Origin of the sequence: Micromonospora coxensis (assembly GCF_900090295.1) — a bacterium.
GTDB classification, from domain to species: Bacteria; Actinomycetota; Actinomycetes; order Mycobacteriales; family Micromonosporaceae; genus Micromonospora; species Micromonospora coxensis.
In genome coordinates, this window is the sequence record NZ_LT607753.1 from 1,323,305 (window position 1) to 1,336,014 (window position 12,710).

Here is a 12,710-nt window from a genome sequence, read left to right on the forward strand (position 1 = left end):
GGCTCGTCCTTCCGAGGGGGTGCGTGGTTCAGGCCGCGTCGTTGCGGCGGCGGGCGACCAGGTGCAGGCGGTCGCCGGAGAGCGTGGTGGACAGCTCGGCGTCCGGCTGCCACGGCGGTTGGGTACGCGGCCCGGGCAGGTCGAACAGGGCGAGCACGTCGAACCCGGCGGCGTCGAGCAGGTGCCGCAGTTCCAGGGGGAACAGCAGCCGCCAGGCGGAGTTCTGCACCAGCGGCTGCCCGCCGTCCGGCCAGGTCCAGACCCGTTCCCGGCACAGCAGTTGCGCGGCGTGGTCGATCCAGAACCGGGTCCGTGAGGTGTAGGGGACGCCGCGCCAGCTGACCGTGCGGGTGCGCGGGGCGTCCAGCAGGTCGGTGTTGCCCAGGAAGTACGCGCCGTTGCGCATCTCGGCGACCAGCAGCCCGCCCGGCACGAGGTGGGCGTGGCAGCGGTCCAGGAACGCGACCAGGTCCGCGTTGCGGTGGCAGTACAGCATCGCGCTGTCCAGGCAGGTGACGACGTCGAAACGGGTGCCGAGGTCGAAGTCGCGCATGTCGGTGGCCACGAACCGGACCTGCCGGTGGTGTCGGCGGGCATGGGCCAGCATCCGGGCGGAGCTGTCCAGTCCGGTCGCCGCGTACCCGATCCGGGCCAGGTGGCCGGCGTCCCGGCCGGTACCGCAGCCGACGTCGAGCAGCCGCCGTCCCGGGTCGCCCTGCGGGGCGAATCGCCGTACCAGGTCGTCGACGAAGGTCGCCGCCGCATGATGCGGGTCCGGGAACTGCGCCTCGTACAGTTCAGGGTTGTCGGTGAGCAGGTTGGCCGTGGCCACGACCGGGTCGGTCATGCGGGCGCCTCCGCGTCGACGGGCACCGGTCGGGGACCGAGCCGGTGCCGGCGGTGCAGCAGCCGGACCGCTGCCGCCGAGGCCAGGCCGAGCGCCGCGCAGAGCAGCCAGGCGCCGGCCGGTACCCCGGCGCCGTCGGCGTCGCCCATGGCCCGGCCGACCGCCGTGGTGGCCGTCGCCGCGACCACTCCGGAGACCAGGTAGAACAGGCCGAAGTAGGTGCCGGTCAGGCCCTCGCGGGCGAAGCCGGGGACCAGTTCCAGGACGAACGGCTGGGCGATCATCACCCCGACGGCGAGCAGCACGGCCGCGCCGAGGACGGGCAGCAGCCCGACCGGCCCGGTGCCGGCCGGGAGCAGCGGCAGCAGGAAAGCGCCGCCCATGACCGCCATCCCGACCGTGATCGCGGTGCCCCGGGCCGTCCGGCCGGACAACCACCGGGTCAGCGGGATCTGCCCGGCCAGGGTCACCACCGTCGACGCCACGAACAGGGCGGCCACCGCCACGGGTGACCCGGTGGCGTGGCCGGCCTGGACCGGCAGGACGAGGTAGAGCTGGTTCTGCAGGGCGAACATCGCGCTCAGCGCGAGGGTGAAGACGAGGAACCGGCGGTCGGTGAGGCACTCCCGCCAGTCCCGGCCGAGGGTCTGTCCGCTGCGCACCACCGGCTGCGGGGGCAGGACGAGAGCCTGCGCGACGGTCAGTGCCGCGAAGACCGCAGCGGCGCCCCACGCGGCGGCGGTGAAGTCGACCAGCAGCAGCGCGCTGCCGACCAGCGGGCCGAGCAGTGCGCCGGCGCTGGCGAACACGTTGAACAGGGCGAACGCCTCGGACCGCCGGTCGGGGGCGGCCTGGGCGAGGTAGGCGCGGACAGCCGGGTTGAACAGTGCCCCGGCCAGCCCGGACAGCACCGACGCGACGAGCAGCGCCGGCAGGGACACCCCGAGGGCGAACACCGCGAAACCGACGGTACGCAGCGCACAGCCGGCGATGATGACACCCCGGGCACCGAGCCGGTCGGCGGCGGACCCACCGATCAGGAACATGCCCTGCTGGCTGAGGTTGCGTACCCCGAGCACCAGCCCGATCAGGGCGGCGGAGAGACCCACCTCGTCGGCGAGGTACCCGGCGAGGTAGGGCAGCAGCATGTAGAAGCCGATGTTGACGCCGAGTTGGTTGACCACCAGCAGCCGCACCGGCAGCGGGAAGCTGCGCAGCGTCGCCCAGGTGGCGCTCATCGGGGCGCCCCCGCCGGGTCACCGGCACCGGTCGGGGTGACCCCGAGCCCCGGCGTGCCGGCCAGTCGCAGGGTCCCGTCGTGACCGCCGAGGCCGGTCCACGGGTCGTCGGCCAGCAGCAGGTGCCCGTCGAGGTCGACCCAGCGGGCCCGCCCTGTCAGGTGTACGGCGGGGGCGATGCCGAGGGAGCTGGTGACCAGGCAGCCGAGCATGACGTCCATGTCGTACCCGGTGGCGACGTCGATGATCTCCCGGGCGGCGGTGATCCCGCCGCACTTGGCGAGCTTGATGTTGACCCCGGCCACCGCTCCGGCCAGCCGGCGCACGTCGCTGACGGTGGCGGCGTCCTCGTCGGCGACGACCGGCACCGGGGTTCGGGCCGCGATCCAGGCCAGCCGATCCGGGTCGCCGGGTGGCACCGGCTGTTCGACGGCGTCGACGCGGTGTGCCGTCATCGCCTCCAGCAGCCGGAGGGTCTGCTCGGCGCTCCAGCCGCCGTTGGGGTCCAGCAGCAGCCGGGCCCGCGGGGCGGCGGCCCGTACCGCCGCGACCCGGTCCAGGTCGTCCGCGTCGCCGGCCTTGACCTTCAGCGTGGTGAAACCGGCCGCGACCAGCCGCCGCGCGGTCGCGGCCGCCGCGTCGGGCGGGACCAGCCCGAGGGTGTACGCCGTGCCGACCGGGGTGCCGTCGGGCAGCCCGAGCAGTCGGTGCACCGGTACGCCGGCCCGCCGTGCGACGAGGTCGTGCACGGCGGCGTCCAGCGCGGCCCGCACCCCGGGCGGCACCGCGCCGGCCGGCGTGGACGGGTCCGCGAGGAGTGTCTCCGGGTCGGGGTAGTCGGCGATCCGGCCGGCGACGCCGGCCAGTGCGGTGACCGCGGTGGTCAGGTCCAGCCGCTGGTAGGTGCTGGTCACCAGCTCGCCGTGGCCGCTCGTCCCGTCGTGGTCGACGGTGACCTGCACCGCGTCACGTCCGGCCATGCTGGACCGGGAGATCCTCAGTGGCTCGCGCAGCACGAGCGGGTACGACCGCCAGGTCAGTTCCATGCCGGCACCCGTGCCATGCCCGGTGCGGCCGTGCCCGGCGCCGTCCCGCTCGCCGTGGTCGCGCGCCGCCCGGCCGGACCGACCGGGTCGACGACGACGCGGCAGCGGCTCCACCGGGTCGCCTCCACCGCCTGCGGGTGGTGGATCTCCACCGGATGCCCGTGGGCCGGGCCGAGCAGCCCGTGCCGGGCGCAGTAGTCGTCGTCGAAGATGGAGTCGAGGTAGCGGTGGGGTCCGTCGGGGAAGACGGTCAGCACCCGGGCGCCCGGCTCGGTACGGGCCGTCCAGGCGGCCACCCGGGCCACCGCGCCGGTGCTCCACCCGCCGGTGACGAAGGTGCCGGTCGCCAGGCGCCGGCAGCTCTCCACCGCCTCGACCGGACCCACCCAGTGCACCTCGTCGAACGCCCGGTGGTCGACGTTGCGGGGATGGATGCTGCTGCCCAGGCCGCGCATCAGCCGGGCACGGGCCGGCTGGCCGAAGATGGTGGAGCCGACGGTGTCCACCCCGACCAGGCGCAGCGCCGGCCAGTACCTCCGTAGGGCCCGGGCCAGTCCGGCGCTGTGCCCGCCGGTGCCCACGCTGCACACCAGCACGTCGACCGCGTCGACCTGCTCGGCGATCTCGGCGGCCAGCCCGGTGTAGCCGGCGGCGTTGTCCGGGTTGTCGTACTGGTCCGGCCAGTACGACCCGGGCAGGCCGGCCCGGACCTCGGCGACCCGGTCGAGGCGGGCCTGCTGCCAGCCGCCCACCGGGTGTGGTCGGTCCACCACCTCCAGCCGGGCCCCGTACGCGCGCAGCAGGGTCCGCATCGACGGTTCCAGCTCACCGTCGACGACCAGGACCACCGGGTGCCCGAGGGCCTGCCCGGCGAAGGCCAGTCCGATGCCGAGAGTGCCGCTGGTCGACTCGACCACCGGGGCGCCCGGCCGCAACTCGCCCCGCATCCGGGCTCCGGTGAGCATGGACACCGCCGCGCGCGCCTTCATCCCACCGGGGCTGAGGCACTCCACCTTCGCCCAGAACCCGCCGTGCGGGTGCGGCAGCGGGGTGTCCACGAACAGCACCGGAGTGTGTCCGACCAGGTCCAGCAGCTGCGGGGCAGTCACGGCGTCGCCCGGTACCGGTAGAGCGGCGTCGGGCCGCCGTCGAGCCAGAAGAACGGGTACGGCTCGGCGGACACCGCGGTCACGCCCGAGCCGACGAACCAGGGCAGCACCCCGCTGCCGGTCTGGGCGAACATCACCAGCGGGGTACCGGTGGCCGCCGCGTGCGCCAGCAGCGGCGCGAAACTGCCGTTGCCCAGGGTCATCCCGGAGGCCAGGATCGCGTCGGCCGCGCCGAGCAGCGCCTGCGCGTCGGGCAGGCAGTCCTCGTCCCACTCGGTCCGGCCGCCCGCGTAGTCGCAGGGCAGGTAGCGCAGACCGCGTCGGCGCAGCTGCTCCAGCAGTGAGTTGACCACCCCGACCACCAGTACCGTCTGCCCGGGTGCGCAGGGCAGCAGGTCCACGACGGCCGCCGCGCGGGCGGTCGACTTCGCCAGCGAGGTACCGGCGGGCACGGTCAGCACCGCGTCGGCCGCGTCGAGGTGCGGCCGGACCGTGAGCAGGTACGCGTCCAGCGCCGCGACCCGTACCGGCAGCGCCGGATGGGTCAGCAGCTCCGCCACCGACCGGCCGACGCAGGCGTAGGCGACGTCGTCGGGCAGTTCGTCCGGCTCGACGGCGCAGGAGCCGACCGCCGCCCCGACCCGCAGGCTGAGCACATGGTTGCGGTAGCCCCGGCCCCGGGTGACGTGCCGGGCCCCCTGACGGGTGACGAAGCCGACGGTGACCTGCTGCTGTGCCGGATCGGGGCCGACCCGACCGTCGCGCACGTCGGTGACCAGCGCGTCGAACGACCGGTACTCCGGTCGGGTCGTCGGGCCGGTCATGCCGGCACTCCGGCGGGCTCCTCGGCGTACCCGACCCGCAGGCCGGCGACCAGCCGGTCCGCCAGCGACCGGGCGCCGGCCCCCGCAGGGTCGACGACCATGACGTGACCCAGGTAGTGGTTGTTGCTGCTGGCCTCCCCGGCCCGGTGTCCGGCCGGCTTCACCGCCCAGTCCACCACCCGGGGCTCGGCGACCACCGCCTCGGTGCCGGTGATCCCGGTGACCGTGCCGGGGCGCGGAGGAAGCAGGAACGCGATCGCCGCGCTGCGTACCCCGGTGTCGGTCGGGGTCAGGTCGGGCCGCTCGCCGAGCGCCAGTTGCGCGTACCCCATCGGCAGGTCGATGCCGGTGACCCGGCGGACCAGTTCGGTGATCTGGTTGCCTGCGGGCCGGGGGTTGACCTCCACCACCCGGGGGCCGTCCGGGGTCAGCCGCAGCTCGGTGTGGGCCACGCCGTGGTCGAGCCCGACCGCGGCCAGGGCGGCGGTGGCCGTCGCGCCGACGGCACGGGCGAGGTCGGGGTCGAGGGGCGCGGGGAACATGTGCCCGCTCTCCACGAATCCTGAGGTGCCGGCCAGGCTCTTGTCCGTCACCCCGATCACCGTGGTGACACCGTCCACGGTGGCCGTCTCCACACTCACTTCCGGCCCGTCCAGCAGTTCCTCCAGCAGCACCAGCGGCGTCCTCGGCTGGCGTCGGGCGTTGACCGGGAAGCCGGCCAGTGCGTCGTACGCCGCCCGCAGTTCGGCCCGGTCGCGCACCCGGCGGACGTACATCCCGGCGCAGAGGTCGACGGGTTTGACCACCAGTGGGTATCCGATGCCGTCGGCCGCGTTACTGGTGGCGGCCCAGTCCTCGGTCACCGCGAATGCCGGCTGCGGAACGCCGGCCCGGCGCATCGCGGCGCGGGCCAGGTCCTTGCGGTACGCGCACTCCACCGCCTCCGGTGCGGCGCCGGGTAGGCCCAGGTGCGCGGCCAGCCGGGCGGCCGTGCCCAGGTAGTAGTCGCAGGAGGTGACCACCCCGTCGAAGCGCAGCACCCGATGAACGTCCTCCACGAAGGACATGAGTCCCGGCAGGTCGTTGGTCTCGGTCGTCAACACGTTCTCGGCCGCCAGTAGCGGGTGTGGCCTGTCCGTCGGCGCGCTGCGGAGGTAGTGGTGCAGGTCGCGGGTCAGGAAGGAGAAGCGATGGCCGGCTTCTCGGATGGCCCTCGGCAGCAGGCCGCTCATGGCGCCCACCCAACTCTCGACCACCAACACGTGCGCCATCGGCGACTCCCGCTCCCTGCGACGACCGGACCCGGTGATGGTAACGGTTTTCATTTTGGATGACCAGGCCGATACTCCCGCCACATCCGACTGGTCGGAGCCTCGCCGGCGGTGGGCCGCTCCGGCGCGGCCTCGGCGCCGGCGTCGCCATCGTGATCGTCGACGTCGATCGCGAGCGTCACACTGTTCCGGGCACCTTCCGGCGACAGTTCGCTGCCGGGTACGACCTCGTCGCGCAGCAGGCCCAGCGGAGACAACGCGAGCCGTACGCGTCGGCCCTGCCGTGCCGCCGATTGGACGCTGCACGTGCAGAACCGCCTTGCGCCGGTGCCGCGTCGTGGGCCATATTCGCTCCATGATCTCGTACCGGAAGGGCGGCGACGCCCTGGCGCGGTGAGCGCGCCCACGCGGCGCGACGACGCCGCGACATCACCAACCGCCGTTCGTAGCGGCGACTCTCACGAGCTGTGGCAGCAGGCCGTCCGGATCCGCCAGGAATGGCTCGGCCACGCCCTGTCCACGCAGCCGGCTGACCGGTCGACGGCCGAGCGCTGCCTGACCGCCATCTACGCCCGGGCATCACGGCCGCGCCCCCGCTTCGCATGGGTCGACTCGCCGGACAGGGCGCGGCCCCTGATCACCGGCTGGCCCACCCTCGACCAACTCCACGAACGCATCCGGGATCCCCGGCCGCGTGGGAAGCCGCCGCTGGCGAGCGATATCGCCATGACCGCCTCTCAGCTCCGCGGCGCGCTGAGCGCGGGCGTCACCCACACCGATCCCGAACTGTCACCCCTGCGGACGAGCAGGACCAGGCAACCATGGCCCGAACTGCCGCCGCCGCAGGCGCTCGACAGCGGCGTTCCGCTCGCTGTCGTGCTGCACCAGGGCGTACGCACGGCGTTGCACCGGAGCCTCGCGCACGGGTACTACCTACCCGTGCGTGCGGCGCTCGCGGACGACGGCCCGGTACCCGTGTGCTGGTACGGGCAGCAGGACGCGTCATGGATCGCCTACTACGACGTGCTGCACCGACTCGGCCTCGCCCGGTACGGGCCGGACGAGGCCGCACACCTCGACGCCTGGGCCGGCCTGGCCCGCTCCTGCGGCTGGTGGTGGCCCGGCGAGGAGGTCTGCGTCGTGGTGGACCGACCCGAGGCGATCCGAACCGAGGCGGTCTCCGGAACTGCGCACGACCAGATCCGACTGCACCCTCGCGGCCTGCGCCACCGCGACGGCTGGCAACCACTCCTGCACAGGTGAGCTGACCGCCGGCCGGGACGGACACCGTCCCGGCCGGCCCGCTCCACACTGCAACCGCCAAGCGGAGCCCCGCAGGGCAGCCCCACCCCGAGCCGGTGGGGGTACTGACCGGCGCGCGTTCCACCGCTGTCGAGGGCGTCGGTGATGTCAGACGGTGTAGTGCTCGACCAGGCCGGCCAGGACGGTGCGGGTGCGGTGCAGAGAGTCGATCTGGTCCTCGACCCGGCTCAGCTCCGCGCGCAACCGCTCGGCCAGCCAGGGCGTACGGATCGCCTCCTCGGTGATGCACGGCAACACGTCGCGGATGGTGCTGCTGGACAGACCGGCGGCGAGCAGGGACTGGATGAGCGTGACGCGCTCGACCGCCGAATCGGGATAGTGCCGTTGACCACCGGCGCTGCGCTCGCTCGCGAGCAGCCCCTGCTCCTCGTAGTAGCGCAGTGATCGGGCACTTGCGCCGGTCACCGCCGCCAGGTCGCCGATGCGCATCGATGTCTCCCTCGTCACAGGACTTGCCCTTGACGTCAATGTCAGGTTTTAGCGTACCGACATGACCGCGACGACGACCCCGCTGGGTTCCCTGCTCGAGCCGACGACGCTTGCCGGCCTGCCGCTGAACACCCGTTTCGTGATGGCACCGATGACCCGGTTCCGTTCGCCCGGTGGTGTGCCGACGCCCGAGGTCGCTGCCTACTACCGGCGCCGGGCCGACAACGGCATCGGTCTGGTCATCAGCGAGGGGGTGCTCGTCGGTCATCCCAGCGCCGGCCACGAGACGAGCGTGCCGCGAATGACCGCCGGGCCGGCGGAGAGCGGCTGGCGGCGGGTGACCGACGAGGTGCACGCCGTCGGCGGCCGGATCGCCGCGCAGCTCTGGCATCTCGGCAGCGCACGCCAGCCGGTGGACGGGATCCCGGCGTGGACCCCGTCCGGCGTGCCCGGCAACAGCCACGCGATGACCCTCGCCGACGTCGACGTCCTCCTCGCCGCGTACGCCGAGGCCGCCGGTGTGGCGGTACGGGCCGGATTCGACGCCGTGGAGATCCACGCCGCGCACGGCTATCTGCTCGACGAGTTCCTCTGGCCGTACACCAACCGCCGCACCGACCGTTTCGGCGGGTCACCCGCCGGACGCGCGGCGTTCCCGGCGGAGGTGATCCGGGCGGTCCGCACGGCGGTCCCCGCCGAGATGCCGGTCATCGTACGGCTCTCCCAGTTCAAGGAGCGGGACTACGCCGCCCGGATCGCCGAGTCGCCTGCCGAGCTGGCGGTGATCCTCGATGCCTTCGCGGCAGCCGGCGCCGACGTGCTGCACGCCTCCCAGCGCAACGTCGCCGACCCCGCGTTCCCCGGCTCGCCGCGCAACCTGGCCGGCTGGGCGAAGCACCTCACCGGCCTGCCGTCCATCACCGTCGGCTCGATCGGCCTGACCCGCGACTTCCTCGGCTCCCCCGCGCTACGCAACCTGCTCCAGCGGCTCGACGCCGGCGAGTTCGACCTCGTCGCTCTCGGACGCATCCTGCTCGGCAACCCGGCATGGGTGACCCTCGCCGCAGCCGGCCGGCTCGACGAGATCCACGACTACCGCAAGGCCGACGAGGACACGTACTTCTAGTGGCGCCTCGGCCAGGTGGGGGTGAGTGGGTGGCGGCGGGGTCAGCGGCCGAGCCGGGCCGCGAGCAGGTACCGCAGTTGCCGGAGGACGGCGTACAGGCTCAGCTGAGGTAGCCCGAAGCGTGGTGCGAGCACCTCGTTCGCCTCGGCCATCCAGGTCGTGGCCCAGACGAGATCGCAGGGCAACGCAGCAAGCCGGCGGCCGTGTTGGGCGTCGAGACCTGCCAGCAGAGGGTTGGCGTCATCGCCCACCGGCCCGGCACGGAAGGCGAAGGGCCGAAGCGTCCCGTCCACGTCGAGAAACAGCAGCGGACGGTCCGTCACCGTGCAGCACCGATGCCGTGCTCGGCGAGTCGGCGGACGCCCGCCTCGCCGAAGTCCACCTCCGGCCAGAGCTGGTGTGCGACCCGGTCCAGCCAGTCACGCGGCGGCGGCAGGACCCGCCCATGAGCATCGAGCTGTTCGCGTACGGCGGCGTCGAGGAGCTCGCGGGTCCGGTCCTCCATGTCGGGTGCTCCTCAGCTCAGCTCCATGACGGGCCGGGTCAGGATCTCGTCGGCGTAGCCGTCGTCTGAGGCGAGCCACTGCCCGAACTCCTGGTCGCGGTAGGCGGTCGCCAGGGTGAGCCAGCCCAGGAAGAATCCACTGCCGCCGCAGGTGGCGCTACCGCCATCGCCGCCACACACGACGGTTCGCTCGGTCGTCACCTCATGCCGGTAGGGATCCTGCCCGATCGCCAACCCCCACAGGTTCTCCTGCGCGTGCCGACCGGTCGGGTAGTCGGATGGGTACCCGTCGCCGGGGCAGTCGTCGCCCCAGCGGAACAGGGTGGTCACACCGGCTCCACACGCCCACTCCCACTCATCCGCAGTAGCCGTCCGCAAGCCAACGCTCGCCAGCGCGGCCATCGCCTCGTCGTAGGAGACCTCCCCGGTCGCTGCAGCCCGCACCACCCGCCCGGTCTGGTCGAACTCGACCGTCAGCCCACCACCAGATTGGAGTGTGCTCACCCCGCGAAGCCGGTCCCCGACCGAGGCGACCAGTTCGAGTACCCGAGGGTCCTCCGGCGCCAGCACAATCTCGCACGGATCGAACGCCTGCACCGCGACGAGCATCGCAGGCATCTCGACGCTGCGTACCGGTGACGTCATGGCCTCGACGTGCTCCAGCAGCGGTGGAAGACCGTACTCGTCGGCGCTGTCCGCATAGCTGGCGGCCTGCTCGGCAGCGGGCCGGAACCGGGCCGCGTCGTAGCCGAGCATCGGCCGGCCGCCGGGTACGAGAGCGAACCGCATGCCGCCACGGTCGAACAGCGCCACCCGATGCGACCGCCCCGCGTACGCCGTGTCCCGCAGGCCCACGACAGTAAGGTCGTGTCGGTCGGCGATGTCCTGCGCCAGCCGACGGGCAACGCCGTCCGACAGGTCGTTCCACTGCTCGAAGCTGAGATCGGCGTACGGCACCGCGCAAGGATAGAGGCGACGGTACGAATCGCACAGTGGGTCGTGGCCGACGGTGCGTCATCCTCTGCGCCACCGACCTGTCCTCGGACCGACCAGCATCCCTGCGAGCGAGGTGCGTCAGCTTGATCCTGGCCATCACCGTCATCTACGTCATCGGATTGGCCGCCAGCGCCATCGTGCTGCTGGTCGTAGCCGCGACGCGCTTCGCCACCACCTCACCTGTCGACCGAGTGCTGGCAGCCCTCGGCGGCACCTTCGCCGCCTACTACGCCTTCCACCTTGCCACCACCGGCCGTGGCCTCAGCATGGTCTTCTACGGCGCGGTGCTGATCCCCATCTTCGCCGGACGCAAGCTCGTTCAGGGATTCCGGCGCCGCGAGCAGGACCGGGCCGAGCGCGCGGCAGCGGAGCATGCGATCCGGGCCGCAGAGGACTGGCGCTCGGTGCGCCGCTGGTAGCGAGCCGACCCTGACTTGTCAGGGCACCGGCAGCGTAGATCTTCGCCACGGATCGGTGCGGCCAGCCGGTCACCGGGCAGCCAAGCCGTACACCATCCTGCCGACGGAGCGCCGGCAGGACCGGCAGGGGCAACGGTGGGCTGCGAGAGTTCTCCCATCCGGCCGACGCCGGCCCTGCTCCCGGTCCGACAGCCGTACGGGAGGGACGACGGGAGCCACTGAGCGATCAGCCACGACGGTCGACCCGATCGAGACGAGGTCGACCGGGGATTCGCTGCACTGAGATTGGCGTGGTCAAGCGCGCTTGACCATCAGTACAAGCAGCATGAATGCTGCAATGTGGTGTCCGAGGGGGGACTTGAACCCCCACGCCCTATACGGGCACTAGCACCTCAAGCTAGCGCGTCTGCCATTCCGCCACCCGGACCTGCTCGTCCAGCCTACCCTGTCGGCCGCGGCGGGTCTCCCGCCGGTCGGCCGCCCTGGTGGGCCGCACGGGGGATTACTGTACACGGCGGAGATGGATCATGCACATCGCCGGTCGGCGCGCTCTCTCCTGGCGCATCTGCCCAGGTCAGAGGCACACAGACGAGCGGATCGGACGTCCGGCCCGCTCCGCGGGTAGCGTCCGGGCGCGCTCTACCGGCAGCATGGCTCCCGTGTCACAGCCCTCTCCCCTCACCACCGTCCAGCAGCGGGCCCTCGCCCTGCGGTCCGCCGGTGATCTCCCCGCCGCCCGTCGGCTGCTCACCGACACGATCGCCTCGGCCCGGCCCCTGTACGGCGTGGACCACCCGGAGGTGCTGAGCACTGCCCACCTGCTGGCCCGGATGCACCGCGAGGCCGACGACCCGACCGGCGCCCGCCGGGTGCTGGAGGAGGCGTACGCCGCGGGCGAGCGCCGGTTGAGCCCCGCCCACCCGCTCATGCTGGCCATCTCCTTCGACCTCGCCTCCGTCGCCGAGGAGCTGGGCAACCGGCACGAGGCCCGCCGCAACTACACCCGCGTCGCCACCGCCGGCCCCGCCGTGCTCGGCGAGCACCACCCATCGGTACGCGCCGCCCGCCAGTACCTCGGTGGCAACGCCGCAGCGGCGACACCGCCGGCGCCCGTCGCCCCGCCGCCCGCGCCACGTCCCGGCCCGATGCCACCCGGCCCCGTGCCCCCACCCGGGCCGGTGTCACCCGGTCCCGTGGCCGCGCCACGGCCCGCGCCGCCCGGACCGGTGACCACGCCCGGACCGGCCACCCCGCACCGGCCCGGTCCGCACGCCGCGCCGGTCAGCGCGAGCCCGCAGGGGTGGCAACCCCCGCCCCCCGCCGCCCCTGGGCCCGCGCCGGGTCCGTCGTACCCGCCGCAGGCCGGGCAGGCTCCGTCGTACCCATCGCAGGCCGGGCAGAGTCCGTCGTACCCATCGCAGGCCCGGCAGGGTCCGTCGTACCCGCCGCAGGCCGGACAGGGTCCGTCGTACCCGCCGCAGGCCGGGCAGGCGGTGCCGTACGTGCCGATGCCCCGCCAGCAGCGGTCCGCTCCGCCGGTGCCACCGGCACCGGCACACCAGGCGCCCGCACCGCCG

General features: G+C 73.3%; 13 protein-coding genes, 1 tRNA gene and 2 pseudogenes. 4 read left to right on the plus strand and 12 right to left on the minus strand.

All coding sequences use genetic code 11. From position 1 onward, the window contains the following. Positions 1 to 28: 28 nt before the first annotated feature. The 7 genes from GA0070614_RS05845 to GA0070614_RS31395 are packed head-to-tail and all read right to left on the minus strand — an operon-like array spanning position 29 to position 6,517. A complete protein-coding gene (locus GA0070614_RS05845; protein WP_088974994.1) occupies positions 29 to 847 on the minus strand; it encodes a class I SAM-dependent methyltransferase in 819 nt (272 codons plus the stop codon). Further along, positions 844 to 2,085 carry an MFS transporter gene (locus GA0070614_RS05850; protein ID WP_088974995.1) on the minus strand — a complete coding sequence of 414 codons (1,242 nt, stop codon included), beginning with the start codon at positions 2,083 to 2,085 and terminating at the stop codon, positions 844 to 846. The genes GA0070614_RS05845 and GA0070614_RS05850 overlap by 4 nt, the downstream gene beginning before the upstream one ends. Continuing rightward, complete coding sequence (locus GA0070614_RS05855) at positions 2,082 to 3,131, minus strand: dipeptide epimerase (protein ID WP_088979251.1); 1,050 nt, start codon at positions 3,129 to 3,131, stop codon at positions 2,082 to 2,084. The genes GA0070614_RS05850 and GA0070614_RS05855 overlap by 4 nt, the downstream gene beginning before the upstream one ends. Further along, a complete protein-coding gene (locus GA0070614_RS05860; protein WP_088974996.1) occupies positions 3,122 to 4,240 on the minus strand; it encodes a PLP-dependent cysteine synthase family protein in 1,119 nt (372 codons plus the stop codon). The genes GA0070614_RS05855 and GA0070614_RS05860 overlap by 10 nt, the downstream gene beginning before the upstream one ends. Next, entirely contained in the window at positions 4,237 to 5,064 is an 828-nt protein-coding gene (locus GA0070614_RS05865; protein ID WP_088974997.1) for a Rossmann-like domain-containing protein, read from the minus strand. Before GA0070614_RS05865 ends, GA0070614_RS05860 begins: the two co-directional genes overlap by 4 nt. Then, complete coding sequence (locus tag GA0070614_RS05870) at positions 5,061 to 6,335, minus strand: ATP-grasp domain-containing protein (protein ID WP_088974998.1); 1,275 nt, start codon at positions 6,333 to 6,335, stop codon at positions 5,061 to 5,063. Before GA0070614_RS05870 ends, GA0070614_RS05865 begins: the two co-directional genes overlap by 4 nt. Before the next feature lie 50 nt (positions 6,336 to 6,385). Beyond that, positions 6,386 to 6,517: a hypothetical protein gene (locus GA0070614_RS31395; protein WP_269459472.1), complete on the minus strand. Its 132-nt coding sequence runs from the start codon at positions 6,515 to 6,517 to the stop codon at positions 6,386 to 6,388. 544 nt (positions 6,518 to 7,061) lie between these two features. On the opposite strand from GA0070614_RS31395, the gene GA0070614_RS30995 reads away from it, so the two are divergent. After that, positions 7,062 to 7,598 (plus strand): DUF6745 domain-containing protein, encoded by a 537-nt coding sequence (locus tag GA0070614_RS30995; protein WP_231933553.1) that lies wholly within the window; start codon positions 7,062 to 7,064, stop codon positions 7,596 to 7,598. Positions 7,599 to 7,745: 147 nt separating this feature from the next. On the opposite strand, the gene GA0070614_RS05880 is transcribed toward GA0070614_RS30995, so the two are convergent. Further along, the gene (locus GA0070614_RS05880; RefSeq protein ID WP_088975000.1) at positions 7,746 to 8,087 is read right to left on the minus strand and encodes a MerR family transcriptional regulator; all 342 of its coding nucleotides are present in this window, start codon (positions 8,085 to 8,087) and stop codon (positions 7,746 to 7,748) included. A gap of 61 nt (positions 8,088 to 8,148) precedes the next feature. On the opposite strand from GA0070614_RS05880, the gene GA0070614_RS05885 reads away from it, so the two are divergent. Then, positions 8,149 to 9,213 carry an oxidoreductase gene (locus tag GA0070614_RS05885; protein WP_088975001.1) on the plus strand — a complete coding sequence of 355 codons (1,065 nt, stop codon included), beginning with the start codon at positions 8,149 to 8,151 and terminating at the stop codon, positions 9,211 to 9,213. Between the two features lie 101 nt (positions 9,214 to 9,314). On the opposite strand, the pseudogene GA0070614_RS30480 reads toward GA0070614_RS05885, so the two are convergent. From GA0070614_RS30480 to GA0070614_RS05895, 3 genes and pseudogenes are all read right to left on the minus strand, one after another. Further along, positions 9,315 to 9,536 (minus strand): annotated as a pseudogene (locus GA0070614_RS30480) (HAD domain-containing protein); the annotation flags it as partial. Then, positions 9,533 to 9,718 (minus strand): hypothetical protein, encoded by a 186-nt coding sequence (locus GA0070614_RS30485; protein WP_172892378.1) that lies wholly within the window; start codon positions 9,716 to 9,718, stop codon positions 9,533 to 9,535. The pseudogene GA0070614_RS30480 and the gene GA0070614_RS30485, both read right to left, overlap by 4 nt. Positions 9,719 to 9,730: 12 nt before the next feature. Beyond that, a complete protein-coding gene (locus tag GA0070614_RS05895; protein WP_088975002.1) occupies positions 9,731 to 10,675 on the minus strand; it encodes a hypothetical protein in 945 nt (314 codons plus the stop codon). Positions 10,676 to 10,797: 122 nt separating this feature from the next. On the opposite strand from GA0070614_RS05895, the gene GA0070614_RS05900 reads away from it, so the two are divergent. Continuing rightward, on the plus strand, positions 10,798 to 11,133 hold the full coding sequence (locus tag GA0070614_RS05900) for a hypothetical protein (RefSeq protein WP_088975003.1): 336 nt from the start codon (positions 10,798 to 10,800) through the stop codon (positions 11,131 to 11,133). Between the two features lie 340 nt (positions 11,134 to 11,473). On the opposite strand, the gene GA0070614_RS05905 is transcribed toward GA0070614_RS05900, so the two are convergent. Beyond that, positions 11,474 to 11,560 (minus strand) — tRNA-Leu (locus tag GA0070614_RS05905). Between the two features lie 223 nt (positions 11,561 to 11,783). Here GA0070614_RS05905 and GA0070614_RS31000 point away from each other — a divergent pair. Then, a pseudogene (locus GA0070614_RS31000) lies at positions 11,784 to 11,999 on the plus strand (tetratricopeptide repeat protein); the annotation flags it as partial. Positions 12,000 to 12,710: the final 711 nt, after the last annotated feature.

Bases quoted from the DNA above. Each gene is read 5' to 3' on its own strand.
- GA0070614_RS05845 (WP_088974994.1), bottom strand. From the start codon at position 847: ATGACCGACCCGGTCGTGGCCACGGCCAACCTGCTCACCGACAACCCT.
- GA0070614_RS05850 (WP_088974995.1), bottom strand. From the start codon at position 2,085: ATGAGCGCCACCTGGGCGACGCTGCGCAGCTTCCCGCTGCCGGTGCGG.
- GA0070614_RS05855 (WP_088979251.1), bottom strand. From the start codon at position 3,131: ATGGAACTGACCTGGCGGTCGTACCCGCTCGTGCTGCGCGAGCCACTG.
- GA0070614_RS05865 (WP_088974997.1), bottom strand. From the start codon at position 5,064: ATGACCGGCCCGACGACCCGACCGGAGTACCGGTCGTTCGACGCGCTG.
- GA0070614_RS05870 (WP_088974998.1), bottom strand. From the start codon at position 6,335: ATGGCGCACGTGTTGGTGGTCGAGAGTTGGGTGGGCGCCATGAGCGGC.
- GA0070614_RS30995 (WP_231933553.1), top strand. From the start codon at position 7,062: ATGACCGCCTCTCAGCTCCGCGGCGCGCTGAGCGCGGGCGTCACCCAC.
- GA0070614_RS05880 (WP_088975000.1), bottom strand. From the start codon at position 8,087: ATGCGCATCGGCGACCTGGCGGCGGTGACCGGCGCAAGTGCCCGATCA.
- GA0070614_RS05885 (WP_088975001.1), top strand. From the start codon at position 8,149: ATGACCGCGACGACGACCCCGCTGGGTTCCCTGCTCGAGCCGACGACG.
- GA0070614_RS30485 (WP_172892378.1), bottom strand. From the start codon at position 9,718: ATGGAGGACCGGACCCGCGAGCTCCTCGACGCCGCCGTACGCGAACAG.